Annotated in this window: 24 protein-coding genes; 18 read left to right on the top strand and 6 right to left on the bottom strand. The window is 71.3% G+C overall.

All coding sequences use genetic code 11. The annotated features are described in order from the left end of the window. The first annotated feature begins 148 nt into the window (after window positions 1-148). The 7 genes from hrcA (at window position 149) to OHT61_RS10455 (ending at window position 6,868) form a co-directional block, all read left to right on the top strand. Window positions 149-1,165: a heat-inducible transcriptional repressor HrcA gene (hrcA, locus tag OHT61_RS10485; RefSeq protein WP_327118802.1), complete on the top strand. Its 1,017-nt coding sequence runs from the start codon at window positions 149-151 to the stop codon at window positions 1,163-1,165. Then, window positions 1,166-2,302: a molecular chaperone DnaJ gene (gene dnaJ / locus OHT61_RS10480; RefSeq protein WP_329037164.1), complete on the top strand. Its 1,137-nt coding sequence runs from the start codon at window positions 1,166-1,168 to the stop codon at window positions 2,300-2,302. It begins immediately after the preceding gene. Window positions 2,303-2,425: 123 nt separating this feature from the next. Next, window positions 2,426-3,499: a nitronate monooxygenase gene (locus OHT61_RS10475; protein ID WP_329037163.1), complete on the top strand. Its 1,074-nt coding sequence runs from the start codon at window positions 2,426-2,428 to the stop codon at window positions 3,497-3,499. Next, window positions 3,496-4,242 (top strand): 16S rRNA (uracil(1498)-N(3))-methyltransferase, encoded by a 747-nt coding sequence (locus OHT61_RS10470; RefSeq protein WP_329037160.1) that lies wholly within the window; start codon window positions 3,496-3,498, stop codon window positions 4,240-4,242. Before OHT61_RS10475 ends, OHT61_RS10470 begins: the two co-directional genes overlap by 4 nt. Window positions 4,243-4,320: 78 nt before the next feature. After that, window positions 4,321-4,680 carry a histidine triad nucleotide-binding protein gene (locus tag OHT61_RS10465; protein ID WP_329037158.1) on the top strand — a complete coding sequence of 120 codons (360 nt, stop codon included), beginning with the start codon at window positions 4,321-4,323 and terminating at the stop codon, window positions 4,678-4,680. Between the two features lie 276 nt (window positions 4,681-4,956). Beyond that, window positions 4,957-5,865, top strand: a complete 909-nt coding sequence (locus tag OHT61_RS10460; protein WP_329037157.1) for a ribonuclease Z — start codon at window positions 4,957-4,959, stop codon at window positions 5,863-5,865. A gap of 10 nt (window positions 5,866-5,875) precedes the next feature. Continuing rightward, window positions 5,876-6,868 carry an adenosine deaminase gene (locus OHT61_RS10455; protein WP_329037155.1) on the top strand — a complete coding sequence of 331 codons (993 nt, stop codon included), beginning with the start codon at window positions 5,876-5,878 and terminating at the stop codon, window positions 6,866-6,868. Here the strand turns inward: OHT61_RS10455 and OHT61_RS10450 are convergent. After that, window positions 6,832-8,181, bottom strand: coding sequence for an MFS transporter (locus tag OHT61_RS10450; RefSeq protein ID WP_329037152.1), 1,350 nt, complete (start codon window positions 8,179-8,181; stop codon window positions 6,832-6,834). The genes OHT61_RS10455 and OHT61_RS10450 overlap by 37 nt on opposite strands. 379 nt (window positions 8,182-8,560) lie before the next feature. Between OHT61_RS10450 and OHT61_RS10445 the strand changes: the two genes are divergently transcribed. The 7 genes from OHT61_RS10445 to OHT61_RS10415 all read left to right on the top strand — a co-directional run bounded on the left by OHT61_RS10445 (window position 8,561) and on the right by OHT61_RS10415 (window position 14,710). Continuing rightward, window positions 8,561-9,664: a carbohydrate kinase family protein gene (locus OHT61_RS10445; protein WP_329037150.1), complete on the top strand. Its 1,104-nt coding sequence runs from the start codon at window positions 8,561-8,563 to the stop codon at window positions 9,662-9,664. Window positions 9,665-9,790: 126 nt separating this feature from the next. Then, a complete protein-coding gene (locus OHT61_RS10440) occupies window positions 9,791-10,813 on the top strand; it encodes a PhoH family protein (RefSeq protein ID WP_329037148.1) in 1,023 nt (340 codons plus the stop codon). A gap of 12 nt (window positions 10,814-10,825) precedes the next feature. Further along, a complete protein-coding gene (gene ybeY, locus OHT61_RS10435) occupies window positions 10,826-11,323 on the top strand; it encodes an rRNA maturation RNase YbeY (protein WP_277334053.1) in 498 nt (165 codons plus the stop codon). Next, window positions 11,320-12,603 carry a hemolysin family protein gene (locus OHT61_RS10430; protein WP_329037144.1) on the top strand — a complete coding sequence of 428 codons (1,284 nt, stop codon included), beginning with the start codon at window positions 11,320-11,322 and terminating at the stop codon, window positions 12,601-12,603. The genes ybeY and OHT61_RS10430 overlap by 4 nt, the downstream gene beginning before the upstream one ends. Further along, window positions 12,600-12,953 (top strand): MmcQ/YjbR family DNA-binding protein, encoded by a 354-nt coding sequence (locus tag OHT61_RS10425; protein WP_329037143.1) that lies wholly within the window; start codon window positions 12,600-12,602, stop codon window positions 12,951-12,953. The genes OHT61_RS10430 and OHT61_RS10425 overlap by 4 nt, the downstream gene beginning before the upstream one ends. Window positions 12,954-13,276: 323 nt before the next feature. After that, complete coding sequence (locus tag OHT61_RS10420) at window positions 13,277-13,630, top strand: cytidine deaminase (RefSeq protein WP_329037140.1); 354 nt, start codon at window positions 13,277-13,279, stop codon at window positions 13,628-13,630. Between the two features lie 51 nt (window positions 13,631-13,681). Next, complete coding sequence (locus OHT61_RS10415; RefSeq protein WP_329037137.1) at window positions 13,682-14,710, top strand: GTPase Era; 1,029 nt, start codon at window positions 13,682-13,684, stop codon at window positions 14,708-14,710. Between the two features lie 53 nt (window positions 14,711-14,763). Here the strand turns inward: OHT61_RS10415 and OHT61_RS10410 are convergent, their stop codons facing one another. Together OHT61_RS10410 and OHT61_RS10405 are read right to left on the bottom strand one after the other, a co-directional pair. Continuing rightward, window positions 14,764-15,030 (bottom strand): protealysin inhibitor emfourin, encoded by a 267-nt coding sequence (locus OHT61_RS10410; RefSeq protein WP_329037135.1) that lies wholly within the window; start codon window positions 15,028-15,030, stop codon window positions 14,764-14,766. A gap of 66 nt (window positions 15,031-15,096) precedes the next feature. Next, entirely contained in the window at window positions 15,097-16,173 is a 1,077-nt protein-coding gene (locus OHT61_RS10405) for a M4 family metallopeptidase (RefSeq protein ID WP_329037133.1), read from the bottom strand. A gap of 292 nt (window positions 16,174-16,465) precedes the next feature. On the opposite strand from OHT61_RS10405, the gene leuA reads away from it, so the two are divergent. From leuA to OHT61_RS10385, 4 genes are all read left to right on the top strand, one after another. After that, complete coding sequence (gene leuA / locus OHT61_RS10400) at window positions 16,466-18,265, top strand: 2-isopropylmalate synthase (protein ID WP_329037132.1); 1,800 nt, start codon at window positions 16,466-16,468, stop codon at window positions 18,263-18,265. A 202-nt stretch (window positions 18,266-18,467) separates the two neighbouring features. After that, entirely contained in the window at window positions 18,468-19,169 is a 702-nt protein-coding gene (locus OHT61_RS10395) for a TerB family tellurite resistance protein (protein WP_329037131.1), read from the top strand. A gap of 90 nt (window positions 19,170-19,259) precedes the next feature. Further along, window positions 19,260-20,006 (top strand): DNA repair protein RecO, encoded by a 747-nt coding sequence (recO, locus tag OHT61_RS10390; protein WP_329037129.1) that lies wholly within the window; start codon window positions 19,260-19,262, stop codon window positions 20,004-20,006. A gap of 22 nt (window positions 20,007-20,028) precedes the next feature. Continuing rightward, window positions 20,029-20,841, top strand: a complete 813-nt coding sequence (locus OHT61_RS10385; RefSeq protein WP_329037128.1) for an isoprenyl transferase — start codon at window positions 20,029-20,031, stop codon at window positions 20,839-20,841. A 44-nt stretch (window positions 20,842-20,885) separates the two neighbouring features. Here the strand turns inward: OHT61_RS10385 and OHT61_RS10380 are convergent, their stop codons facing one another. The 3 genes from OHT61_RS10380 to OHT61_RS10370 are packed head-to-tail and all read right to left on the bottom strand — an operon-like array spanning window position 20,886 to window position 23,058. Beyond that, window positions 20,886-21,344: a Fur family transcriptional regulator gene (locus OHT61_RS10380; RefSeq protein WP_443049394.1), complete on the bottom strand. Its 459-nt coding sequence runs from the start codon at window positions 21,342-21,344 to the stop codon at window positions 20,886-20,888. 38 nt (window positions 21,345-21,382) lie between these two features. Continuing rightward, window positions 21,383-22,282, bottom strand: a complete 900-nt coding sequence (locus OHT61_RS10375; RefSeq protein WP_329043191.1) for a metal ABC transporter permease — start codon at window positions 22,280-22,282, stop codon at window positions 21,383-21,385. After that, window positions 22,282-23,058 carry a metal ABC transporter ATP-binding protein gene (locus OHT61_RS10370; protein WP_329037125.1) on the bottom strand — a complete coding sequence of 259 codons (777 nt, stop codon included), beginning with the start codon at window positions 23,056-23,058 and terminating at the stop codon, window positions 22,282-22,284. Before OHT61_RS10370 ends, OHT61_RS10375 begins: the two co-directional genes overlap by 1 nt. Window positions 23,059-23,060 lie beyond the last annotated feature (2 nt).

Genomic DNA, 23,060 nt, shown 5'->3' with positions numbered 1-23,060 from the left:
CATCGACCTGCGCGGTCCCACGACGGACCGGCCGGTCGGCCTTGCCCCGGGCCCACCCCACCCCCGTACACTGACCGGGGGATTGCTGGCACTCGAACGCACAGAGTGCCAGGCAGACACCGGAGAACAACAGCTGGAGGTGTGCGCGGTGCTCAGTGAACGCAGACTCGAAGTGCTGCGCGCCATCGTCCAGGACTATGTCGGCACCGAGGAGCCTGTCGGTTCCAAGGCGCTCACGGAGCGGCACAGCCTGGGGGTCTCCCCGGCGACCGTCCGCAACGACATGGCGGTGCTGGAGGACGAGGGCTTCATCGCCCAGCCGCACACCAGTGCGGGGCGCATTCCGACGGACAAGGGCTATCGCCTCTTCGTCGACAGACTCGCGGGCGTCAAGCCCCTGTCGTCGCCGGAGCGCAGGGCCATCCAGAACTTCCTCGACGGCGCGGTCGACCTCGACGACGTCGTGGGTCGCACGGTGCGGCTGCTCGCGCAGCTGACCCGGCAGGTCGCCGTCGTGCAGTACCCCTCACTGACACGTTCGACGGTCCGGCACGTGGAGCTGCTGTCCCTGGCTCCCGCCAGGCTGATGCTCGTGCTGATCACGGACACGGGCCGGGTCGAACAGCGTATGATCGACTGCCCTGCCCCGTTCGGTGACACGTCACTGGCCGACCTGCGGGCCCGGCTCAACAGCCGGGTCGTGGGGCGGCGGTTCGCGGACGTCCCGCAGCTGGTGCAGGATCTGCCGGAGTCCTTCGAGAGCGAGGACCGGGGAACCGTGTCGACGGTGCTCTCCGTCCTCCTGGAGACTCTGGTGGAGGAGACGGAGGAGCGGCTGATCATCGGCGGCACCTCCAATCTCACCCGCTTCGGACACGACTTCCCTGTGATGATCCGGCCGGTGCTGGAGGCATTGGAGGAGCAGGTCGTCCTGCTGAAGCTGCTCGGTGAGGCGACGGATTCGGGCATGACCGTACGGATCGGGCACGAGAACGCCCACGAGGGCCTCAACGCCACGTCCGTCGTCGCGGTCGGCTACGGTTCGGGCGACGAGGCAGTCGCCAAACTCGGCGTGGTCGGACCGACCCGCATGGACTACCCCGGAACGATGGGAGCGGTACGCGCAGTGGCACGTTACGTCGGACAGATCCTGGCGGAGTCGTAAGTGGCCACGGACTACTACGCCGTACTCGGCGTGCGCCGCGACGCATCTCAGGACGAGATCAAGAAGGCATTCCGTCGGCTCGCCCGCGAGCTGCACCCGGATGTCAACCCGGATCCGAAGACCCAGGAGCGGTTCAAGGAGATCAACGCCGCTTACGAGGTGCTGTCGGACCCGCAGAAGAAGCAGGTCTACGACCTCGGCGGCGATCCGCTGTCCTCCTCGGGCGGTGGCGGCGCGGGAGGCTTTGGAGCCGGCGGCTTCGGCAACTTCAGCGACATCATGGACGCGTTCTTCGGCACGGCGTCGCAGCGCGGACCCCGTTCGCGCACCCGCCGCGGCCAGGACGCGATGATCCGGCTGGAGATCGACCTCTCCGAGGCGGCCTTCGGCACGACCAAGGACCTCCAGGTCGACACGGCGGTCGTCTGTACGACCTGCAGTGGCGAAGGAGCCGCCCCCGGCACCTCCGCGCAGACCTGTGACATGTGCCGTGGCCGCGGCGAGGTCTCCCAGGTCACCAGGTCCTTCCTCGGCCAGGTCATGACCTCGCGTCCCTGCCCGCAGTGCCAGGGCTTCGGCACGGTCGTGCCGACCCCCTGCCCCGAGTGCGCGGGCGACGGCCGCATCCGCTCCCGCCGCACGCTCACGGTGAAGATCCCGGCGGGTGTCGACAACGGCACCCGGATCCAGCTCGCGGGAGAGGGCGAGGTCGGCCCCGGCGGCGGCCCGGCCGGCGACCTGTACGTCGAGATCCACGAGCTGGCGCACCCGGTGTTCCAGCGGCGCGGGGACGACCTGCACTGCACGGTCACCATCCCGATGACCGCGGCGGCGCTCGGCACGCAGGTGCCGCTGGAGACGCTGGACGGCCTGGAGGAGATCGACATCAGGCCGGGCACCCAGTCCGGCCAGTCGGTCCCGCTGCACGGGCGCGGCATCACGCACCTGCGCGGCAACGGCCGCGGTGACCTCATCGTCCACGTCGAGGTCATGACCCCGACGAAGATGGACCCGGAGCAGGAGCGCCTCCTGCGGGAGCTGTCCAAGCTCCGTGGCGAGGAGCGGCCCACCGGCCAGTTCCAGCCAGGACAGCAAGGGCTCTTCTCCCGTCTGAAGGATGCCTTCAACGGCCGCTGACCCCGTTCACCGCACCGCCCGCCGGTTCCTCACCGGCGGGCGGTGCGGTGTTTCCGCGACACCCCGCGCGCACCGCGGAACGGCTGATTCGGCGCGGTTCTCCGGACGTGGCACGATGCGGTCATGTCCTTGGCCCTGACCGATCTCTGCCGGTACCCGATCGTGCAGGCCCCCATGGCGGGCGGCGCGTCACGCCCCGGACTGGTGGCCGCCGTGGCCGAGGCCGGAGGGCTCGGTTTCCTCGCCGCCGGCTACAAGACCGCGGACGGGATGTACGAGGAGATCCGGGAGATGCGGAGGGCCAGCGTCCGGCCCTTCGGCGTGAATCTCTTCATGCCGCAGCCCGCGGTCGCCGACCCGAGCGCCGTCGAGGTCTACCGCCACCAGCTCGCGGGCGAGGCCACCTGGTACGAGACGCCGCTCGGTGACCCGGACGCATGCGGCGACGACGGTTACGAGGCCAAGGTGGCGATCCTCCTCGACGACCCCGTGCCCGTCGTCTCCTTCACCTTCGGCTGCCCGGCGCGCGAGGTCCTCGAAGCCTTCGCCGCCGCCGGCACGCTCACCGTCGTCACCGTCACCTCGGCCCAGGAGGCGCGCAACGCCCGGTGGGCGGGGGCCGGCGCCCTCTGCGTCCAGGGCGTCGAGGCGGGCGGCCACCAGTCCACGCACCACGACGACCCGCAGGGCGGTCTCACCGGCACCGGCCTGCTCTCCCTGATCGCCCAGGTCCGCGAATCCGTGGCGCTGCCCCTCGTCGCGACCGGCGGACTGATGCGCGGCTCCCAGATCACGGCGGTCCTCGCGGCGGGCGCGGACGCGGCACAGCTCGGCACCGCGTTCCTGGCCTGCCCGGAGTCCGGCGCGCACCCGCTGCACAAACAGGCCCTGACCGACCCGCTGTTCGTGACCACGGCCCTGACCCGGGCGTTCTCCGGACGACCCGCGCGCGGCCTGGTCAACCGCTTCGTGCGGGAGCACGGGCCCTACGCCCCCGCCGCCTACCCGCAGATCCACCAGGTGACCGGCCCGCTGCGCAGGGAGGCCGCCAGGACGGGCGACGCTCAGGGCATGGCCCTGTGGGCGGGGCAGGGGCACCGGATGGCCCGCGAGATGCCCGCGGGAGAGCTCGTCGGGCTGCTCGCCGCAGAAATGGAAGCCGCGCGTGCGGCAGTGAACGTGAGGAGTGCCCCGTGACGGCACCGGTCTTCGTCGTCGAACACCTCCCCAGTGGGCCGGAGTTCGTCCTGGACGGCCCCGAGGGGCGGCACGCCGTCTCCGTGAAGCGGCTCAACCCCGGGGAGGACGTCGTCCTCACCGACGGCCGCGGCCGCTGGGCCGAGGGCGTCGTCCGCTCGGCCGAGGGCAAGGACCGGCTCGTCGTCTCCGGTCTCGCGGGCGTCCGTGAGGAGCCGGAGCCCGCGCCCCGGATCACCGTCGTCCAGGCGCTCCCCAAGGGCGACCGCGGGGAGCTCGCGGTGGAGACCATGACCGAGACCGGCGTCGACGTGATCGTGCCCTGGCAGGCCGCCCGGTGCATCACGCAGTGGAAGGGCGACCGGGGGCTGAAGTCGCTGACGAAGTGGCGTGCCACCGCGCGGGAGGCCGGCAAGCAGTCCCGCAGGGTGCGCTTCCCCGAGGTGACCGACCTCATGACGACGAGACAGGTCGCCGCGTTCCTCGCCGGGGCGGACTTCGCCGGTGTCCTCCACGAGGACCGCGACACCGGCAGCGAGCCGCTCGCGACCGCCGTACTCCCCGGCGAGGGCGGCATCGTGCTGGTCGTCGGGCCGGAGGGCGGTGTGTCCCCCCAGGAGCTGGCGGCGTTCGCCGAGGCGGGCGCACCCGCCTACCGGCTCGGGCCCAGCGTGCTGCGTACCTCGACGGCCGGTACGGCGGCCGCCGCCCTGCTGATGGGGCGCACCGGGCGCTGGGGCTGACGCCCTGCCGCTCCGGACCGGCCGGATAGCATGCCGGTGTACTGATCACGAGGACCGAACGACCGAGGGGACCGGGCCATGGCGGGAGAGCCGCAGACCGACTGCCTGTTCTGCAAGATCGTGACAGGGGACATCCCGGCCACCATCGTCCGCGAGAGCGACACGACCATCGCCTTCCGCGACATAAACCCCCAGGCGCCGACGCACGTCCTGGTCATTCCCAGGGCGCACTATCCGGACGCCGCCGCGCTCGCGGCCGCCGAGCCGCAGACCGCGGCGGACGTGCTGCGTGAAGCCGGTCTGGTCGCGGCGGACGAGAAGCTCGGCGAATCGGGCTACCGCATCGTCCTCAACACCGGTGCCGGCGCCGGGCAGACCGTCTTCCACGCGCACGCCCACGTCCTGGGCGGACGCGGGATGCAGTGGCCCCCCGGCTGAGAACCGTCACGTGATCCCCGGCGGGCGCGCGACGACGGCCGCGGCACCTCGCGACGTCGTCGCGGAGCCCCGGAGGCGTCCGCTGTGCGACGTCCCCCCGCGGTGGGGTGCACCGCATGCGACGCCGTACTGATCCACCACGGTGACGGGACCGCTCGCGGGCCCCCGAAGGTACCGCCCCGGGCCGCCACCGGCCCGCTGATGCCCCGCGGGGCGCACGGCAGGGGCCCCGGCGCCCGGTCCGCCCCGATCCGACGAACGACCCCGGAAGCGACCGTGTCCGTAAGAGAACTCGTGGTCCTCGGGACCGCCAGCCAGGTCCCCACCCGCCACCGCAACCACAACGGTTACCTGCTGCGGTGGGACGGCGAGGGCATCCTCTTCGACCCCGGGGAGGGGACGCAGCGGCAGATGCTGCGGGCGGGCGTCGCCGCGCACGACATCGACCGGATCTGCGTCACCCACTTCCACGGCGACCACGCGCTGGGCCTCGCCGGTGTGATCCAGCGGATCAACCTCGACCAGGTCCCCCACCCGGTCACCGCGCACTTCCCGGCGAGCGGACAGCACTTCTTCGACCGGTTGCGGTACTCGACCGCCTACCGCGAGTCCGTCGAGCTGACGGAGGTCCCGGTGGCCGCCGACGGGATCCTCGCCACCACGGCGGCGTACACCCTCGACAGCCGCCGGCTCTCGCATCCGGTCGAGTCCTTCGGGTACCGCCTCACCGAACCCGACCGGCGGCGCATGCTCCCCGGGAAGCTGGCGGAGCACGGCATCGCGGGCCCCGACGTGGGACGCATCCAGCGGGACGGCGTCCTGCGCGGCGTCACTCTGGAGGAGGTCTCGGAGGAGCGGCGCGGCCAGCGCTTCGCCTTCGTGATGGACACGCGGCTCTGCGACGGTGCGTTCGCGCTCGCGGAGGAATGCGACATGCTGGTCATCGAGTCGACCTTCCTCGACGAGGACGGCCGGCTCGCCGCCGACCACGGTCACCTCACCGCGGGGCAGGCGGCGCGCGTGGCGAGGGAGTCGGGCGTACGGCACCTCGTGCTGACGCACTTCTCCCAGCGCTACAGCGACCCCGACGTCTTCGAGCAACAGGCCAGGGCAGCCGGCTTCGAAGGCGGACTGACCATCGCCCAGGACCTGATCAGGGTCCCCGTACCCACCCGCCACCAGTAACGAGATCACCGTGCACCTCCCCAAAGCAGAGCTCCACCTCCACATCGAGGGGACCCTCGAACCCGAGCTGGCCTTCGCGCTCGCGGCCCGCAACGGCGTCGGCCTCCCCTACGCGGACACCGAAGAGCTCCGCCGTGCCTACCTCTTCGACGACCTGCAGACCTTCCTCGACCTCTACTACGCGCTGATGGCGGTCCTGCGCACCGAGGACGACTTCGCCGAACTGGCCGACGCCTACCTCGCCCGCGCCGCGGCGCAGGGCGTCCGGCACGCGGAGATCTTCTTCGACCCGCAGGCCCACACCGACCGGGGCGTGCCGATCGGGACCGTCATCGAGGGGCTCGGGCGGGCGCTGGACGAGAGCGAGGAGAAGCACGGCATCTCCACGCAGCTGATCATGTGCTTCCTTCGTGACAGGTCCGCCGCGTCGGCGCTGGAAACCCTGGAGGCCGCGAAGCCGTACCTCCACCGCGTCAGCGCCGTCGGCCTCGACTCCGCCGAGGTCGGCCACCCGCCGTCGAAGTTCCGCGAGGTGTACGAGGCGGCCGGGGCCCTCGGGCTGCGCAAGGTCGCACACGCCGGGGAGGAGGGCCCGCCCGCCTACATCCGTGAGGCCCTGGACGTCCTGGGCGTCGAGCGCGTCGACCACGGACTGCGCGCGATGGAGGACCCGGACCTGGTGAAGCGGCTCGTCGCCGACCGGGTGCCGCTCACGCTCTGCCCGCTGTCCAACGTGCGGCTGCGCGCCGTCGACGTACTGGAGGAGCACCCGCTGCCGGCCATGATGGCCGCCGGACTGCTCTGCACGGTGAACTCCGACGACCCCGCCTACTTCGGCGGTTACGTCGGGGACACCTTCCACGCCGTGCACGAGGCACTCGGCCTGGACCGGGAGCAGTTGCGCACCCTGGCCCGCAACTCCTTCGAGGCGGCCTTCCTCGACCACGACGAGGAGCGCAGGGCGCGCTACCTCTCCGAGGTCGAGGCGTACGCGTTCGACTGACCGGCGGGGCCGGCGGTCCGGATCGCGCTGCGGACCAGCCGCCTCCGCCGGAGGCCGGGGACGCTGATCTCCGTGACGGCCTGCTCCGGCGCACCCAGCTTGGGTACGGCGCCGGGCAGGCTGCCCGTCGTGGCGGCGAGGAGCGCGGCGGGCGCGCCGCCCCTGCGGCGGACCGAACCGGGCACCAGCGGGCGTCCGCCGGTGTGCAGTGCGACGGCGGTGACCGGGGCGGCGACCAGCAGGGTGGCCGCGCCCAGGATCAGGCCCATCACGGCGTAGCCCGCCTGCTGGGAGAGCACGCTGCCCAGGACCGGGCCGCAGGCCACGCCCACGGACGACGCGGAGCCGGCGAGGACCGCCCAGCGGCCGCGCACGTCCAGCGAGGCGGCCAGACCGATGAGGTAGGACAGGACCACCGGGTAGAAGGTGTTCCACACGACCTCGCCGGTCGCGAAGGACCCGAGGTCGTCGGCCGACGAACTGAGCACGATGCTGCACGCGATGATCATCGTCCCGAGGCCGATCGGCACCGCCCGCCCGAGCCGGGCGCCCAGCACGCCGGCCCCCATGACGCCGAGCAGACCCGCGCCGAGCGCGGCGGCGAACACGGCGCCGACGGTCACCTCGGAGAGCCCCGCCTGACCGATGCCGATACGGCTGCTGACGCCCCAGAGGGCGTTCTGCGCCATGGACCACACGAGCATCCCGCCCGCCAGGACCAGGCCGGAGCGGCGGTGCGGCAGCCGCCCCTGGACGGGGGAGGCCGCACCCGCGGGCACGGAACCGCCCAGCCGTGACGTGGCGGGCCAGACGAGCAGGGCGGCCAGGGCGATCGACGCGAACGGCAGCCGGTGGCCGCCACCGAGGTGAGGGATCGTCAGGTAGAGGGCGCCCGCCGTCGCCGAGACGCTGAGCAGCCCGAGCGACGACGTCCGGTGCGGGTCGTTCTGCGCCGCGATGCCCGAGGCGGCCACGGCGGTCGCCGTGCCGGAGCCGAATCCGCCGATCACCGCACCGAGCACGACCAGGGGCACCGAGGTGGTCAGCGCCGCGCAGCCGTAGCCGAGGCCCGCGAGGACCAGACCGGCACGTGCCGGTCTGCGCGAGCCGTACCTCTCGACGCGACCGGCCAGCGTGAAGCCCGCGGAGGCGGAGCTGAGCAGAAGGGCGCTGCCGACCAGGCCGGACTGGGCCTGGCTCAGCCCCAGAGAGCTGCTGAGGCGGCCGACGATGGTCGGGAGCAGATAGGCGGCGAGGTAACCGGCGGTGAACACGGCCACCAAGGGCCACGCGGCGCGAGGGCGCGAGGACATGGGCGTTCCTGGAGACATGCCGAAGAGGGCAGGGGAAGGCAGGGGAGGGTGGAGCGGGGGAGGGTGAGGCGCAGGAAGGCAGGGGAGGGTAAAGCGAGAAATAGCGGGGGAAAGCGGGAGAGGAGGCACTCGTCGTCAACTGTCCCGAACGGTGCTCGCGGGCCAATTTGTATCAAGCACGCACTGGCGACGGAAAGTCGGCTCGATGTGATCTGGGTCACTCTTGTGTTTATGCAGCGCAAGGCCGGGTAACAGCGCATGTTTATGCAGGTGGGGACGAGTGCGCGGGGACCGGCGCGTGCGCTCCGGACGGCGCTGCCGATCCGGCAGACTGGCCGGATCTCGCACTGATCAGATCCGCCACGGCCGGGAGCGCAAGGTGAGTACAGGTAATCCAGGCATCGACCCGCTGCTCGGGCTGCGCGCCCCCCAGGACCCCGCCTGCGACGTCTTCCTGACCGGTCCGGTCTTCCTGGACATCATCTTCACCGGCCTGGACAGCGCTCCGGTACGCGGGACCGAGTCCTGGGCGCGGGGGATGGGATCCAGCCCGGGTGGCGTCGCCAACATGGCCACCGCCCTCGCCCGGCTGGGCCTGCGCACCTCCCTGGCCGCCGCGTTCGGCGACGACCACTACGGCGAGTACTGCTGGGACGCCCTCGAACAGGGTGAGCACATCGACCTGTCCATGTCCCGCACGGTCCCCGGCTGGCACTCGCCCGTCACCGTCTCCATGGCCTACGAGGGCGAACGCACGATGGTCTCGCACGGCCACGAGGCTCCGGACCCCGGCCCGTCGGCGGTGCCCGGCCGCACACTGCCGTCCTGTCCGCCGCGCGCCCGCGCCGCCATCGCCTCGCTCACGCCCGGCCGCAGCGAGCCCTGGGTGGCCGAAGCGGCCCGTAACGGCGCCACGCTCTTCGCCGACGTCGGCTGGGACGAGTCCGGCCGCTGGGACCTGGACGCGCTGCCCGACCTGGGCCACTGCCTGGCCTTCCTCCCCAACGCCGAGGAGGCGATGCGCTACACGCGCACCGACTGCCCGCGCGCCGCCGCCCACGCCCTGGCCGAACGGGTCCCCCTCGCCGTGGTCACCCTGGGTGCCGACGGCGCCTACGCGGTGGACGGGGCGACCGGGGCGGCCGCCTCGGTGCCCGCCATCGACGTCGAGGCGCTCGACCCCACGGGGGCCGGCGACGTCTTCGTCGCCGGCTTCGTCACCGGGACCCTCGCGGGATGGCCGCTCGCCGACCGCCTCGCCTTCGCCGGACTGACGGCGGCCCTCTCGGTGCAGGAGTTCGGCGGGTCCCTCTCGGCCCCCGGATGGGCCGAGGTCGGCGCCTGGTGGCAGCAGGTGCGCACCTTCGCCGAGCAGGACCCGGCCGCCCTGGAGCGCTACGCCTTCCTGGAGGAGCTGCTGCCCGCGACCAGCAGGGCGTGGCCGCTGCGCCGGGCCGTTCCGACCATCGGCTTCCGTCAGTGAAGGACGGATGATCACGCGGTAAATCCCTCTGCGTTGTCGGTGCGGAGTCGTACGCTGGTACTCCAGAGGCCGTCGAGCAGCGACGGCCCTGCAACGGGAGGTATGCGCAGGCCCGAGGGCCGGCCCATGACGCAGTCACCTACACAGCCGCAGGCGACGGCCCGGATCAGCATTCCGGCCGCACACCCCATGGTGATGCTCCTGGGGTCGGGCGATTCGCTGCTGCGCGTGATCGAAACGGCGTTCCCGGCCGTCGACATCCATGTCCGGGGCAACGAGATCAGTGCGACTGGAGGCGCGGCGGACGTCGCGCTGATCCAGCGCCTTTTCGACGAGATGGTGCTGGTGCTGCGCACCGGGCAGCCGATGACGGAGGACGCTGTGGAACGCTCGATCGCCATGCTCAGGGCGAGCGGGAACGGCGAAGGGGACGGCGCCGAGACCCCCGCGGAGGTGCTCACCCAGAACATCCTCTCCAACCGCGGGCGCACGATCCGTCCCAAGACGCTGAACCAGAAGCGGTACGTCGACGCGATCGACAAGCACACCATCGTCTTCGGCATCGGCCCCGCCGGCACCGGCAAGACCTACCTCGCCATGGCCAAGGCGGTCCAGGCCCTGCAGTCCAAGCAGGTCAGCCGGATCATCCTGACCAGGCCCGCCGTCGAGGCGGGGGAGCGGCTCGGCTTCCTGCCCGGCACCCTCTTCGACAAGATCGACCCGTACCTGCGTCCGCTCTACGACGCCCTGCACGACATGCTCGACCCCGACTCGATCCCCCGGCTGATGGCCGCGGGCACGATCGAGGTCGCGCCGCTGGCCTACATGCGGGGCCGCACGCTGAACGACGCGTTCATCATCCTCGACGAGGCGCAGAACACCAGCGCCGAGCAGATGAAGATGTTCCTCACCAGGCTCGGGTTCGACTCGAAGATCGTCATCACCGGTGACGTCACCCAGGTCGACCTGCCGAGCGGCACCAAGAGCGGTCTGCGTCAGGTTCAGGAGATCCTGGACGGCGTGGAGGACGTGCACTTCTCCAGGCTCACCTCGCAGGATGTCGTCCGGCACAAGCTCGTCGGCCGTATCGTCGACGCGTACGAGAAGTACGACAACGCAGAGGGCCGTACCGGCCGCAACGGGAAGTAGTCGCAGCGCACCATGTCGATCGACGTCAACAACGAGTCCGGAACCGAGGTCGACGAGCAGGCGATCCTCGACATCGCCCGCTACGCCCTCGCCCGGATGCGGATCCATCCGCTGTCCGAACTCTCGGTGATCGTGGTGGACACCGCCGCCATGGAGCAGCTCCACATCCAGTGGATGGACCTCCCGGGCCCTACGGATGTCATGTCCTTCCCGATGGACGAACTCCGCCCGCCGGCCAAGGACGACGAGGAGCCCCCGCAGGGGCTCCTCGGCGACATCGTGCTGTGCCCGGAGGTCGCCAAGAAGCAGGGTGAGGACGCCGAGACGCAGCACTCGATGGACGAGGAGCTGCAACTGCTGACCGTCCACGGGGTGCTGCACCTCCTCGGGTACGACCACGAGGAGCCGGACGAGAAGGCCGAGATGTTCGGCCTCCAGGCGGCGATCGTCGACGGCTGGCGCGGCGAGCGCGGCCTGACCGGCCCGTCCCCCGCCCCCACCGTCTCGTGAGCTTCCCCCTCGTCGCGGGCGCGGTCCTGCTGGTCGTCGTCGGGTGGCTCGCCGCGTGTGCCGAGGCCGGCATCGCGCGCACGTCCAGCTTCCGGGCGGCCGAGGCCGAGCGCGCAGGGCGGCGCGGCAGCGCCAAACTCGCGCAGGTCGCCGCCGACCCCACCCGCTACCTCAACGTGGCGCTGCTCGTGCGCGTCGCCTGCGAGACCTCGGCGGGGGTGCTCGTCACCTACGCCTGCCTCCAGGAACTCGGCGAGACCTGGCAGGCGCTGGCCCTCGCGGTGGGGATCATGGTCCTCGTCAGCTACGTCGCCATCGGGGTCTCGCCGCGCACCATCGGCCGTCAGCACCCGCTGAACACCGCGACGGCAGCGGCCTACGCGCTGCTGCCCCTGGCCAGGATCATGGGGCCGATCCCGCAGCTGCTGATCCTCCTGGGCAACGCGCTGACCCCGGGCAAGGGCTTCCGCAAGGGTCCCTTCGCCAGCGAGGCCGAACTGCGCGCCATGGTCGACCTCGCCGAGCAGGAGTCGCTCATCGAGGACGACGAACGCCGCATGGTGCACTCGGTCTTCGAGCTCGGGGACACCCTCGTGCGCGAGGTGATGGTGCCCCGCACCGACCTCGTCATCATCGAGCGGTACAAGACGGTCCGGCAGGCGCTCACCCTCGCGCTGCGCTCCGGCTTCTCGCGCATCCCGGTCACCGGGGAGAACGAGGACGACATCGTCGGCATCGTCTACCTGAAGGACCTGGTCCGCAAGACGCACATCAACCGGGAGGCGGAGTCGGACCTGGTCTCCACGGCCATGCGCCCCGCCGCGTTCGTCCCCGACACGAAGAACGCCGGTGACCTCCTGCGCGAGATGCAGCAGGACCGCAGCCACGTCGCCGTGGTCATCGACGAGTACGGCGGCACGGCCGGCATCGTCACCATCGAGGACATCCTGGAGGAGATCGTCGGCGAGATCACCGACGAGTACGACCGCGAACTCCCGCCGGTCCAGGAGCTGGAGAACGGCTGCTTCCGGGTGACCGCCCGGCTCGACATCGGTGACCTCGGGGAGCTCTTCGGCCTCGACGCGTACGACGACGAGGACGTCGAGACGGTCGGCGGTCTGCTGGCGAAGGCGCTCGGGCGGGTGCCGATCTCCGGGGCCTCCTCGATCGTCGACCTCCCCGACGGACGGAAGCTCCGCCTCACGGCGGAGTCCCCGGCGGGCCGCAGGAACAAGATCGTCACGGTGCTGGTGGAGCCGGAGGGAAGCGAGACGGCATGACGCCCCAGGAACTGCGCGGATTCTGCCTGGAGTTCAACGCGAGCGTGGAGGAGTTCCCGTTCGGCCCGGACGCCTCCGTCTTCAAGGTCCTGGGAAAGATGTTCGCCCTGAGCGTGCTGGACTCCTCGCCGCTGCAGGTGAGTCTCAAGTGCGATCCGGACGAGGCTCTGCGGCTCCGCAAGGAGCACGCCGCGATCGTCCCCGGCTGGCACCTGAACAAGCGGCACTGGAACACGGTGACGGTCTCCGAGCTCCCGGACCGGATGGTGCGGGAGCTCGTCGAGGACAGCTACGACCTCGTGGTGGCCGGCCTGCCGAAAGCGGAACGGCTGCGCCTGGACCGGCCGTAGGCCCTACGGCGGAATGGCGCACGGGGTACGGGGTACGGGGTCCGTCGGGCTTCGGCCGTCCCCGCGCGCCGGTGAGCACCGCCCGCCGCCGTGCCGGCGGTGAAGCCCAGCGGGAGCCGCGTCCCCGCCGGGCCCCGACTGCGGCTGCCCACCCCGCACGGACCTGGTGTCCGTCCCGCACACCCCGCTGCCCGGCACCGGCACGCGGGCCCGACCGCTGTGGCCGGACTCGCCAGAGGGCAGACGCGGCTCGATGTGTCCGGCAGCGGGGTGAACGCACCCCGTCGCCGAGAGGGCGTGCGCCCGCTCCGTATGCTCGGCACATGACCGACACCACCGACCTCGGCCCCGAGGACCGCAAGATCGTCACACTGGCGCGCAGCGTCCGCGCCCGCAACGGAGTGCCGGAGGGTGCGGCGGTCCGGGACGAGACCGGGCGTACGTACGCCGCCGGAACCGTGGCCCTGGACTCGCTGAAGCTCAGCGCGCTCCAGACGGCCGTCGCGATGGCGGTGGCCAGTGGTGCCACGTCGCTGGAGGCGGCGGCGGTGGTCTCCGAGGCCGGTGCCGCCTCGGACGCCGACCGGGCCGCCGTCCGTGACCTGGGAGGTCCGGACACACCCGTGCTGCTCGCGGGGCCCGACGGCACGCTCCGGTCGACGCTGAGCGCGGGCTGATCCGGGACCGCCGCGCCCTGCTGTGCATCGCCGCCGCCGGGATCGGGGAGAATGGGCGCCATGAGCGCTCGACCGAACACAGAAGCCGCTGCCCAGCAGGCTGAGAACACCGCCCCCCACCGGGCCGGCTTCGCCTGCTTCGTGGGGCGCCCCAACGCGGGCAAGTCCACCCTCACGAACGCTCTGGTCGGTCAGAAGGTGGCGATCACCTCCAACCGCCCCCAGACCACCCGGCACACGGTGCGCGGCATCGTGCACCGCGACGACGCCCAGCTGATCCTGGTGGACACGCCCGGCCTCCACAAGCCGCGGACGCTGCTCGGGGAGCGACTGAACGACGTCGTGCGGACCACCTGGGCCGAGGTCGACGTCATCGGCTTCTGCCTGCCCGCCGACCAGAAGCTCGGCCCCGGCGACAAGTTCATCGTCAAGGAACTCGCCGGGATCAAGAAGACCCCGAAGATCGCGATCATCACCAAGACCGACCTGGTCGAGTCCAAGGCGCTCGCCGAGCAGCTGCTCGCCGTCTCCGCGCTGGCGGACGAGCTCGGCTTCGAATGGGCCGAGATCATCCCGGTCTCCGCGGTCGAGGCAGAGCAGAAGGCGGGACGTACCGCCTCGGACAAGGGCGGTGACGGGCGAGGCGCAGGCCAGGTGGAGCTGCTGGCGGACCTCATCGCGCCGCTGCTGCCCGAGAGCCCGCCTCTCTACCCGGAGGGCGACCTCACCGACGAGCCCGAGATGGTCATGGTCGCCGAGCTCATCCGCGAGGCCGCCCTGGAGGGCGTCCGGGACGAGCTGCCGCACTCCATCGCGGTCGTCGTCGAGGAGATGCTGCCTCGCGAGGACCGCCCGGCGGACAAGCCGCTGCTGGACATCCACGCGAACGTCTACATCGAGCGCCCCAGCCAGAAGGGCATCATCATCGGCCCGAAGGGAAAGCGGCTGAAGGACGTCGGTACGAAGTCGCGCAAGCACATCGAGGCACTGCTCGGCACCCCGGTCTTCCTGGACCTGCACGTCAAGGTCGCCAAGGACTGGCAGCGCGATCCTAAGCAGCTGCGCAAGCTGGGATTCTGAGCGGGGTCCCGGGTCCCGGCCCCCGCCCCACCGGGCGGGGGCCGGGACCCGGACTACGCACCCTCTTTCAGGACCCGGGAGATCAGCGTCCGCTGCGCCTCGGTCAGCCGCGGGTCCGCACAGTCGACCGTCCGGTCGCCGACCGTGATCCGGTAGCGGAAGCCGTCCGGCACCCCCGCGGGACGTCCGCCGGGGGAGGCGCCGACTGCCGCCTCGGCCAGGGCCTCCCACTCCGAGGCGTCGGCCCGTCCCGAGGTCTCGACCTCGCCGTCGCGGGCGATGCCGGCGAACCCGCCGGTCCGGCTGACCTGAATGCGCATGCGTGACGGCTCCTGCCTTGCCCGGTCGGACGGCCCGCTCGGACGGTCCGTTTCGTACCTACCCGGTCACCTGGTCGGTACGCCCACCTCCGACCAGGCCTTGAGCACCGCTTCCGCCTCGTCGCCCTCCCCGAACCTGTGCTGTGCCGCCGCGACGGTCAGCTTCGCGAAGTCCGTGAAGGACGCGTCCTGGGTCAGCTCGCCGCCGGTGAGCACGTCGAACCAGATGCGGCCGGCCCGCTCCCAGGCGTTGCCCCCGAGGGCCGTGGCCAGCAGGTAGAAGGCCCGGTTCGGGATGCCGGAGTTGATGTGCACCCCGCCGTTGTCCTCGTCCGTCTCGACGTAGTCGTCCATCGAGGCGGGCTGCGGGTCCTTGCCGAGCACGTCGTCGTCGTACGCGGTACCTGGAGCCTTCATGGAGCGCAGCGCGACGCCGCTCACCCGGGGGGCGAGCAGTCCGGCGCCGATCAGCCAGTCGCCCTGGTCGGCGCTCTGGCCCAGCGAGTACTGCTTGACCAGCGACCCGAAGACGTCCGACACCGACTCGTTGAGCGCGCCCGACTGGCCCTCGTAGGCCAGGTTGGCCGTGTACTGGGTCAGCCCGTGCGCCAGTTCGTGGGCGATGACGTCGATGGCGACGGTGAAGTCGAGGAAGATCTCCCCGTCGCCGTCCCCGAAGACCATCTGCTCGCCGTCGAAGAACGCGTTGTTGTACTTCTCGTCGTAGTGGACGGAGCCGATCAGCGGCAGGCCCTTGCCGTCGATCGAGCTGCGGCCGTACTCCGAGAGCAGCAGGTCGTAGGTCGCGCCGAGTCCCGCGTAGGCGCGGTTGACGCTGGCGTCCTGGGTGGCCTCCTCGCCCTCGTCGCGGACCTTGACGCCCGGCAGGTCCGTGCCGTGGCGGCAGTCGTAGAGGGTGCGGTGGGGTTTGACGGGGACCGGGGCGGAGGTGCCCGTGGCCGCCGGCGTCCAGGCCAGCGCCGTCACCCGGCGGTGGTGGCGACGGGCCCCGTCGGCCTCCAGGGTGCGGCGGGCCGGACCGGCCAGGACCGGATCGTCGGCCTGGGCCAGCTTGTCGAGGAGGTGGGGCGGGACGATGGTGCAGAAGACGGGCCTGAGCCCGGTGTTCGGTCGAGGCTGCATGCAAATGACTGTGGCACTGAGTCACCACGCTGTCACTGGTTGCGATCGTGATTGACGAAATAGAGTGATGTATCACCGTTCACCCTTTACAAGGCGCCGATCCCGCATACTGATACGGACCGACGTATCGGGCGCCCCTCGGTTAGTGTTGCCGCATCATGCGTATCGGGCTGCTTCTTCTTAGCTGCCGCGGCGAGGGCCTGTAGTCGTAGGCCGGCTCCCTCCCCGCGGAGTTCGCTGTTGCAGCGACACAGTCGGCCGCCCCTGCTGGACCTCCGAGGAGCCGTACGCCATGACCCCCGCGAATTCCCGTGTGCACGCCGACGCCGCAGCCACTCCCGTCGGCGGCCCCACCCCGCTGACCAACGCGAAGCGGCTGCAGAAGCCGTCCGGGATGCCGGTCCACAAGTACCGCGGGTACGACGCCGTGGACATCTCCGACCGCACATGGCCGGACAACCGCATCACGCAGGCTCCGCGCTGGCTGTCGACCGACCTGCGCGACGGCAACCAGGCCCTGATCGACCCCATGTCGCCGGCGCGCAAGCGCGAGATGTTCGACCTGCTCGTACGCATGGGCTACAAGGAGATCGAGGTCGGCTTCCCGTCCTCCGGCGAGACCGACTTCGCGTTCGTGCGCTCCATCATCGAAGAGGGCGCGATCCCCGAGGACGTGACGATCTCCGTCCTGACGCAGGCGCGTGAGGAACTGATCGAGCGCACCGTCGAGTCGCTGCGCGGGGCCCGCCGGGCGACCGTCCACCTGTACAACGCCACCGCCCCCACCTTCCGCCGCGTGGTCTTCCGCGGCTCGAAGGAGGAGGTCAAGCAGATCGCCGTGGACGGTACCCGCCTGGTGATGGAGTACGCGGACAAGATCCTGGGCGACGAGACGATCTTCGGCTACCAGTACAGCCCGGAGATCTTCACCGACACCGAGCTGGACTTCGCCCTGGAGGTCTGCGAGGCCGTCTGTGACGTGTGGCAGCCCGAGGAGGGCCGCGAGATCATCCTCAACCTGCCCGCCACGGTGGAGCGTTCGACGCCGTCCACCCACGCCGACCGCTTCGAGTGGATGTCGCGCAGCCTGACCCGCCGCCCGTACGTCTGCCTGTCGGTCCACCCGCACAACGACCGCGGCACGGCCGTCGCCGCCGCGGAACTGGCGATCATGGCGGGCGCCGACCGCATCGAGGGCTGCCTGTTCGGCCAGGGCGAGCGCACCGGCAACGTCGACCTGGTCACCCTCGGCATGAACCTGTTCTCGCAGGGCGTCGACCCCCAGATCGACTTCTCGCAGATCGACGAGATCCGCCGCACCAGCGAGTACTGCAACCAGATGGAGGTCCACCCGCGCCACCCCTACGCGGGCGACCTGGTCTACACGTCCTTCTCCGGCTCCCACCAGGACGCCATCAAGAAGGGCTTCGACGCGATGGAGGCCGACGCGGCCGCCCGGGGCGAGGGTGTCACCGTCGACGATCTCGAGTGGGCCGTGCCCTACCTGCCGATCGACCCGAAGGACGTCGGCCGCTCCTACGAGGCCGTCATCCGCGTCAACTCGCAGTCCGGCAAGGGCGGCATCGCCTACGTCCTGAAGAACGACCACAAGCTGGACCTGCCCCGCCGGATGCAGATCGAGTTCTCCCGGATCATTCAGGCCAAGACCGACGCCGAGGGCGGCGAGGTCACGCCGGCGGAGATCTGGTCCGCCTTCGCCGACGAGTACCTGCCCAACCCCGAGAACGCCTGGGGGCGGGTGCAGATCCGGTCCGGCCAGACGACGACCGGTTCCGACGGCCAGGACACCATCACGGTCGAGGCGACGGTCGACGGCTCGGACACGGTGCTGACCGGCACGGGCAACGGCCCGATCTCCGCGTTCTTCGGGGCGCTGCAGGCCATCGGCATCGACGCGCGCCTGCTGGACTACACCGAGCACACCATGAGCGAGGGCGCGAGCGCGCAGGCGGCCTCCTACATCGAGTGCGCCATCGACGGCAAGGTGCTGTGGGGCATCGGAATCGACGCCAACACCACGCGGGCGTCGCTGAAGGCGGTCGTCTCGGCGGTCAACCGGTCGGCCCGCTGACCTCCTCGCACGGCAAACCGGGCAGAAGCCCGCAGAAGTGCTGAACCGCACGGCCATGGAGCCCCGTTCACCCGTCGAGGGTGGGCGGGGTTCGGCCATCTCCGGCGGTTGTGACGTCCGGAATGCTGACGCCACATCACGCATGTGGCTAACATCACGTCCAGCGCGGCAATGTTGCCGTGGGGTTACGGAGGTGTGCGACGTGCGGACGGCCAAAGGACAACGCGCCACAGGACTGCGCATCTGCGGCAGCCGCACCGTCTGGGAAACCGTCGGCGACGGCGAGTTCTTCTGTCCCGGCTGCGGGGGCGACCGCAACTACCGCCGGCTCACCGGGCGCCACCGTCTGACCGTCCTCGGCCTGCCGCTCCTGCCCCGCGGCAGCGCGGGCCCCGTCGTCGAGTGCGCCGCCTGCCGGACGCACTTCGGGACCGACGTCCTGGACCACCCCACGACCACGCGCTTCTCCGCGATGCTCCGTGAGGCCGTGCACACCGTGACGCTCGCCGTGCTCGCCGCGGGCGGCACCACCTCCCGCACGGTCCTGGAGACCGCGGCGGCCACGGTCCGTGAGGCGGGGCTCGACGACTGCACCCAGGAGCAGCTCTTCACCATCGTCGAGGTGCTCGCCGCCGAGACCGGGGCCGGCGGCACCGGCCCGGCGGCGGAGGCGTGCGGCGCGGCCCTCGCCATCGAACTGCACGAGGCGCTGAAGCCCCTCGCGCCGCACCTGGCCACCACGGGCCGCGAGGCCGTCCTGCTGCAGGGCGCCAGGATCGCGCTCGCGGACGGGGCGTACAACCAGGCGGAGCGCGAGGTGCTCACCACGGTGGGCAGCGCTCTGAGGCTCTGCCCGGCCGACACGGCCGCCCTGCTCGCGGCAGCGGCCCGTACGCCCTCCTAGGGCCTCCTGAGGGTCCCGGCGGCCCGTCGCCGCACCCGGGCCCGCGCGACCCTCTGCCGGGCGGGAACGCCCGTGGGCGACAATGGGCGTATGAGCTTGTTCCGGGACGACGGCGTCGTGCTGCGTACGCAGAAGCTGGGCGAGGCCGACCGGATCATCACGATCCTGACCCGCGGCCACGGCAGGGTGCGTGCCGTGGCGCGCGGAGTGCGCCGTACCAAGTCGAAGTTCGGGGCGCGGCTCGAACCCTTCTCCCACGTGGACGTGCAGTTCTTCGCGCGCGGCAGCGAACTCGTCGGCCGCGGCCTCCCGCTGTGCACCCAGAGCGAGACGATCGCTCCGTACGGTGGCGGGATCGTCGCCGACTACGCCCGCTACACCGCCGGAACCGCCATGCTGGAGACCGCCGAGCGGTTCACCGACCACGAGGGCGAGCCCGCGGTCCAGCAGTACCTGCTGCTGGTCGGCGGCCTGCGGACCCTCGCGCGCGGCGAGCACGCGCCGAACCTGATCCTGGACGCGTTCCTGCTGCGCTCGCTCGCCGTCAACGGCTACGCCCCCAGCTTCGACGCCTGCGCCAGGTGCGGAATGCCTGGACCGAACCGGTTCTTCTCCGTCGCGGCGGGCGGCGTCATATGCGCCGACTGCCGGGTGCCCGGCAGCGTCGTACCCTCGGCGGAGGCCGTCGAACTGCTGAGCGCGTTGCTCACCGGTGACTGGGAGACGGCGGACGCGTGCGAGGCGCGTCATGTCAGGGAGGGGAGCGGACTCGTGTCCGCCTATCTGCACTGGCATCTGGAGCGCGGTCTGCGCTCGCTGCGGTACGTAGAGAAGTGACACAGGGAGACGAGAGAAGCCCATGGCAGTACGCGGGATGCTCGGCGGCCGTAACCGGCGTGAGTACAAGAACCCCGAGCCGCACCCCTCAGGCGCCACCCCGCCGAAGATCCCCGGCGAGCTCGTGCCCAAGCACGTGGCCGTCGTGATGGACGGGAACGGCCGCTGGGCCAAGGAGCGGGGACTCCCGCGCACCGAGGGACACAAGGTCGGCGAGGGCGTCGTCCTGGACGTCCTCAAGGGCTGCATCGAGATGGGCGTCAAGAACCTCTCGCTGTACGCCTTCTCCACGGAGAACTGGAAGCGCTCGCCGGACGAGGTGAAGTTCCTCATGAACTTCAACCGCGACGTCATCCGGCGCCGCCGTGACGAGATGGACGAACTCGGCATCCGCATCCGCTGGGTCGGGCGCATGCCCAAGCTGTGGAAGTCCGTCGTCCAGGAACTCCAGGTCGCCCAGGAGCAGACCAAGGACAACGACAGGATGACGCTGTACTTCTGCGTCAACTACGGCGGCCGGGCCGAGATCGCCGACGCGGCGCAGCGGATCGCCGAGGACGTCGCGGCCGGAAAGCTCGACCCCTCGAAGGTCAACGAGAAGACGTTCGCGAAGTACATCTACTACCCGGACATGCCGGACGTCGACCTCTTCGTGCGTCCCAGCGGCGAGCAGCGCACGTCCAACTACCTGATCTGGCAGAGCGCGTACGCCGAGATGGTCTTCCAGGACGTCCTGTGGCCCGACTTCGACCGCCGCGACCTGTGGCGCGCCTGCCTCGAGTTCGCCAAGCGCGACCGGCGCTTCGGCGGCGCCGACGAGCTCGCCGAGGGCTGAGACGGCACGGCGCGGGCCCCGTCGTGACGGGGCCCGCGCCGGAGTCAGTCCCCGGCGCCCGCGCAGTCCGCGCAGGTCCCGAAGATCTCCACCGTGTGGGCCACGTTCACGTAGCCGTGCTGCGAGGCGATGGTCTCGGCCCACTGCTCCACCGCCGGTCCCTCGACCTCGACGGCCTTCCCGCAGACGCGGCACACCAGGTGATGGTGGTGGTCACCCGTCGAGCACCGCCGGTAGACGGCCTCGCCGTCCGTGGTGCGCAGGACGTCGACCTCACCGGCGTCGGCGAGGGACTGGAGCGTGCGGTAGACCGTGGTCAGACCGACGGAGTCGCCCCTGTGCTTGAGCACGTCGTGCAGGTCCTGGGCGCTGCGGAACTCGTCGACCTCGTCGAGCGCCGCCGCGACAGCCGCCCGCTGCCGGGTGGACCGGCCGCGCACCGGAGCCGCGTTCGTGCCACTGATCGGCGTCGCCACAGCTGCCTCCTCGTGTCGCCCGTGCATGTGTCGGGCCATTGTGCCAGCCCGCTCCGTCGTCACGGTCACACCTGCACGTCGTCCTTGGCCGTGCGGGCCGCCGGTACTTCAAGGGTGCACCGGGCCGCCTCGGCCTCGCTCCCCCTGGCACGTCTGCGGGCCAGCGGCGTGGCGAGCGCGGTGAGCAGGACGAAGGCGGCGATGGCCATCAGCACGATCGTCGCGCCCGGCGGCACGTCCTCGTAGTACGAGGTCACTGTGCCCGCCAGGGTGACGGCCGTCCCGATGACGACGGACAGCACGAACGTCACCTTGAAGGACTTCGTGATCTGCTGGGCGGCGGCGACCGGCACCACCATCAGGGCGCTGACCAGCAGCAGGCCGACGACCCGCATCGCCACGGTGACGGTGATCGCGGCGGTCACCGCGACCAGCAGGTTGAGCGCGCGTACCGGCAGGCCGCTCACCCGGGCGAACTCCTCGTCCTGGCTGACGGCGAACAGCTGGCGCCGCAGCCCCACCGTCACGAGCACCACGAAGGCGGCGAGCGCCACGATCGCGGTGACGTCCTCCTCGGAGACCGTCGACAGGGAGCCGAAGAGGAACGACGTCAGGTTGGCGTTGGAGCCGGTGTCCGAGAGGTTGATCAGCATCACGCCTCCCGCCATGCCGCCGTAGAACAGCATGGCCAGCGCGATGTCGCCGCGGGTGCGGCCGTACCAGCGGATCAGCTCCATCACGACGGAGCCGGCCACGGCCACGAGCGTCGCCGTCCACACGGGGCTGACGGAGAGCAGGAAGCCGAGGCCGACCCCGGTCAGGGCGACGTGCCCGATGCCGTCGCCCATCAGGGCCTGACGGCGCTGGACGAGGTAGATGCCGATGGCGGGCGCGGTGATCCCGACCAGGACGGCGGCGAGCAGGGCCCGCTGCATGAAGGGAGGGTTCAGGAATTCCAGCATGATCAGGTCAGCAGTCCCGTCCGGGCGGGCTCGGAGGCCGCGTGGGGGTGTACGTGGTCGTGGCCGGGAAGGGCGTGCTGGCCCATGGCCTCGGGGGGCGGGCCGTCGTGCATGACGCAGCCGTCGCGCAGGACGATGGCCCGGTCGATCAGCGGCTCCAGGGCTCCCAGTTCGTGCAGGACCAGCAGGACCGTGGCCCCGCCGGCGACCTGCTCGCGCAGCGTCGAGGCGAGGATCTCCTGACTGACGAGGTCGACGCCCGCCATCGGCTCGTCCATGATCAGCACCTCGGGCTCGGAGGCGAGCGCACGGGCGATCAGGACCCGCTGGTGCTGGCCCCCGGAGAGGGCGTTCACGGAGTCCTTGGCGCGGTCCGCGAGGCCGACGAGCCCGATCGCGCGGTCCACGGCCGCACGGTCCGCCCGGCCGGGCAGTCCGAGCTTCGTGCGGGACAGCCGCCCGGAGGCGACGACCTCGCGGATCGTCGCCGGGACGCCGCCGGCCGCCGTGGTGCGCTGCGGCACGTAACCGATGCGGGACCACTGGCGGAAGCGCCGCAGCGGCGTGCCGAAGAGCTCCACGGTGCCGCCGGTCAGCGGGACCTGGCCGATGACGGAACGCACGGCGGTGGACTTGCCGGAGCCGTTGGCGCCGAGCAGCGCCACGACCTCGCCGCGGTTGACGGCGAGGTCGACGCCGCGCAGCACGGGGCGCGCGCCGAGCGTCGCCGTCGCTCCGGACATCCTGATCACGGGTTCGGGCGTACTTGGCTCGGGCACGG

Origin of the sequence: Streptomyces sp. NBC_00178 (assembly GCF_036206005.1) — a bacterium.
In the GTDB taxonomy this organism is placed as follows: Bacteria; Actinomycetota; Actinomycetes; order Streptomycetales; family Streptomycetaceae; genus Streptomyces.
This window is presented reverse-complemented; position numbering and strand designations above follow the sequence as displayed.

Coding starts and splice junctions, on each gene's coding strand:
- leuA (WP_329037132.1), top strand. CDS start 16,466: ATGACCCCCGCGAATTCCCGTGTGCACGCCGACGCCGCAGCCACTCCC.
- OHT61_RS10385 (WP_329037128.1), top strand. CDS start 20,029: ATGGCAGTACGCGGGATGCTCGGCGGCCGTAACCGGCGTGAGTACAAG.
- OHT61_RS10425 (WP_329037143.1), top strand. CDS start 12,600: ATGACGCCCCAGGAACTGCGCGGATTCTGCCTGGAGTTCAACGCGAGC.
- OHT61_RS10465 (WP_329037158.1), top strand. CDS start 4,321: ATGGCGGGAGAGCCGCAGACCGACTGCCTGTTCTGCAAGATCGTGACA.
- recO (WP_329037129.1), top strand. CDS start 19,260: ATGAGCTTGTTCCGGGACGACGGCGTCGTGCTGCGTACGCAGAAGCTG.
- ybeY (WP_277334053.1), top strand. CDS start 10,826: ATGTCGATCGACGTCAACAACGAGTCCGGAACCGAGGTCGACGAGCAG.
- OHT61_RS10405 (WP_329037133.1), bottom strand. CDS start 16,173: ATGCAGCCTCGACCGAACACCGGGCTCAGGCCCGTCTTCTGCACCATC.
- OHT61_RS10420 (WP_329037140.1), top strand. CDS start 13,277: ATGACCGACACCACCGACCTCGGCCCCGAGGACCGCAAGATCGTCACA.
- OHT61_RS10450 (WP_329037152.1), bottom strand. CDS start 8,181: ATGTCCTCGCGCCCTCGCGCCGCGTGGCCCTTGGTGGCCGTGTTCACC.
- OHT61_RS10475 (WP_329037163.1), top strand. CDS start 2,426: ATGTCCTTGGCCCTGACCGATCTCTGCCGGTACCCGATCGTGCAGGCC.
- OHT61_RS10415 (WP_329037137.1), top strand. CDS start 13,682: ATGGGCGCCATGAGCGCTCGACCGAACACAGAAGCCGCTGCCCAGCAG.
- OHT61_RS10410 (WP_329037135.1), bottom strand. CDS start 15,030: ATGCGCATTCAGGTCAGCCGGACCGGCGGGTTCGCCGGCATCGCCCGC.
- OHT61_RS10440 (WP_329037148.1), top strand. CDS start 9,791: ATGACGCAGTCACCTACACAGCCGCAGGCGACGGCCCGGATCAGCATT.
- OHT61_RS10380 (WP_443049394.1), bottom strand. CDS start 21,344: ATGCACGGGCGACACGAGGAGGCAGCTGTGGCGACGCCGATCAGTGGC.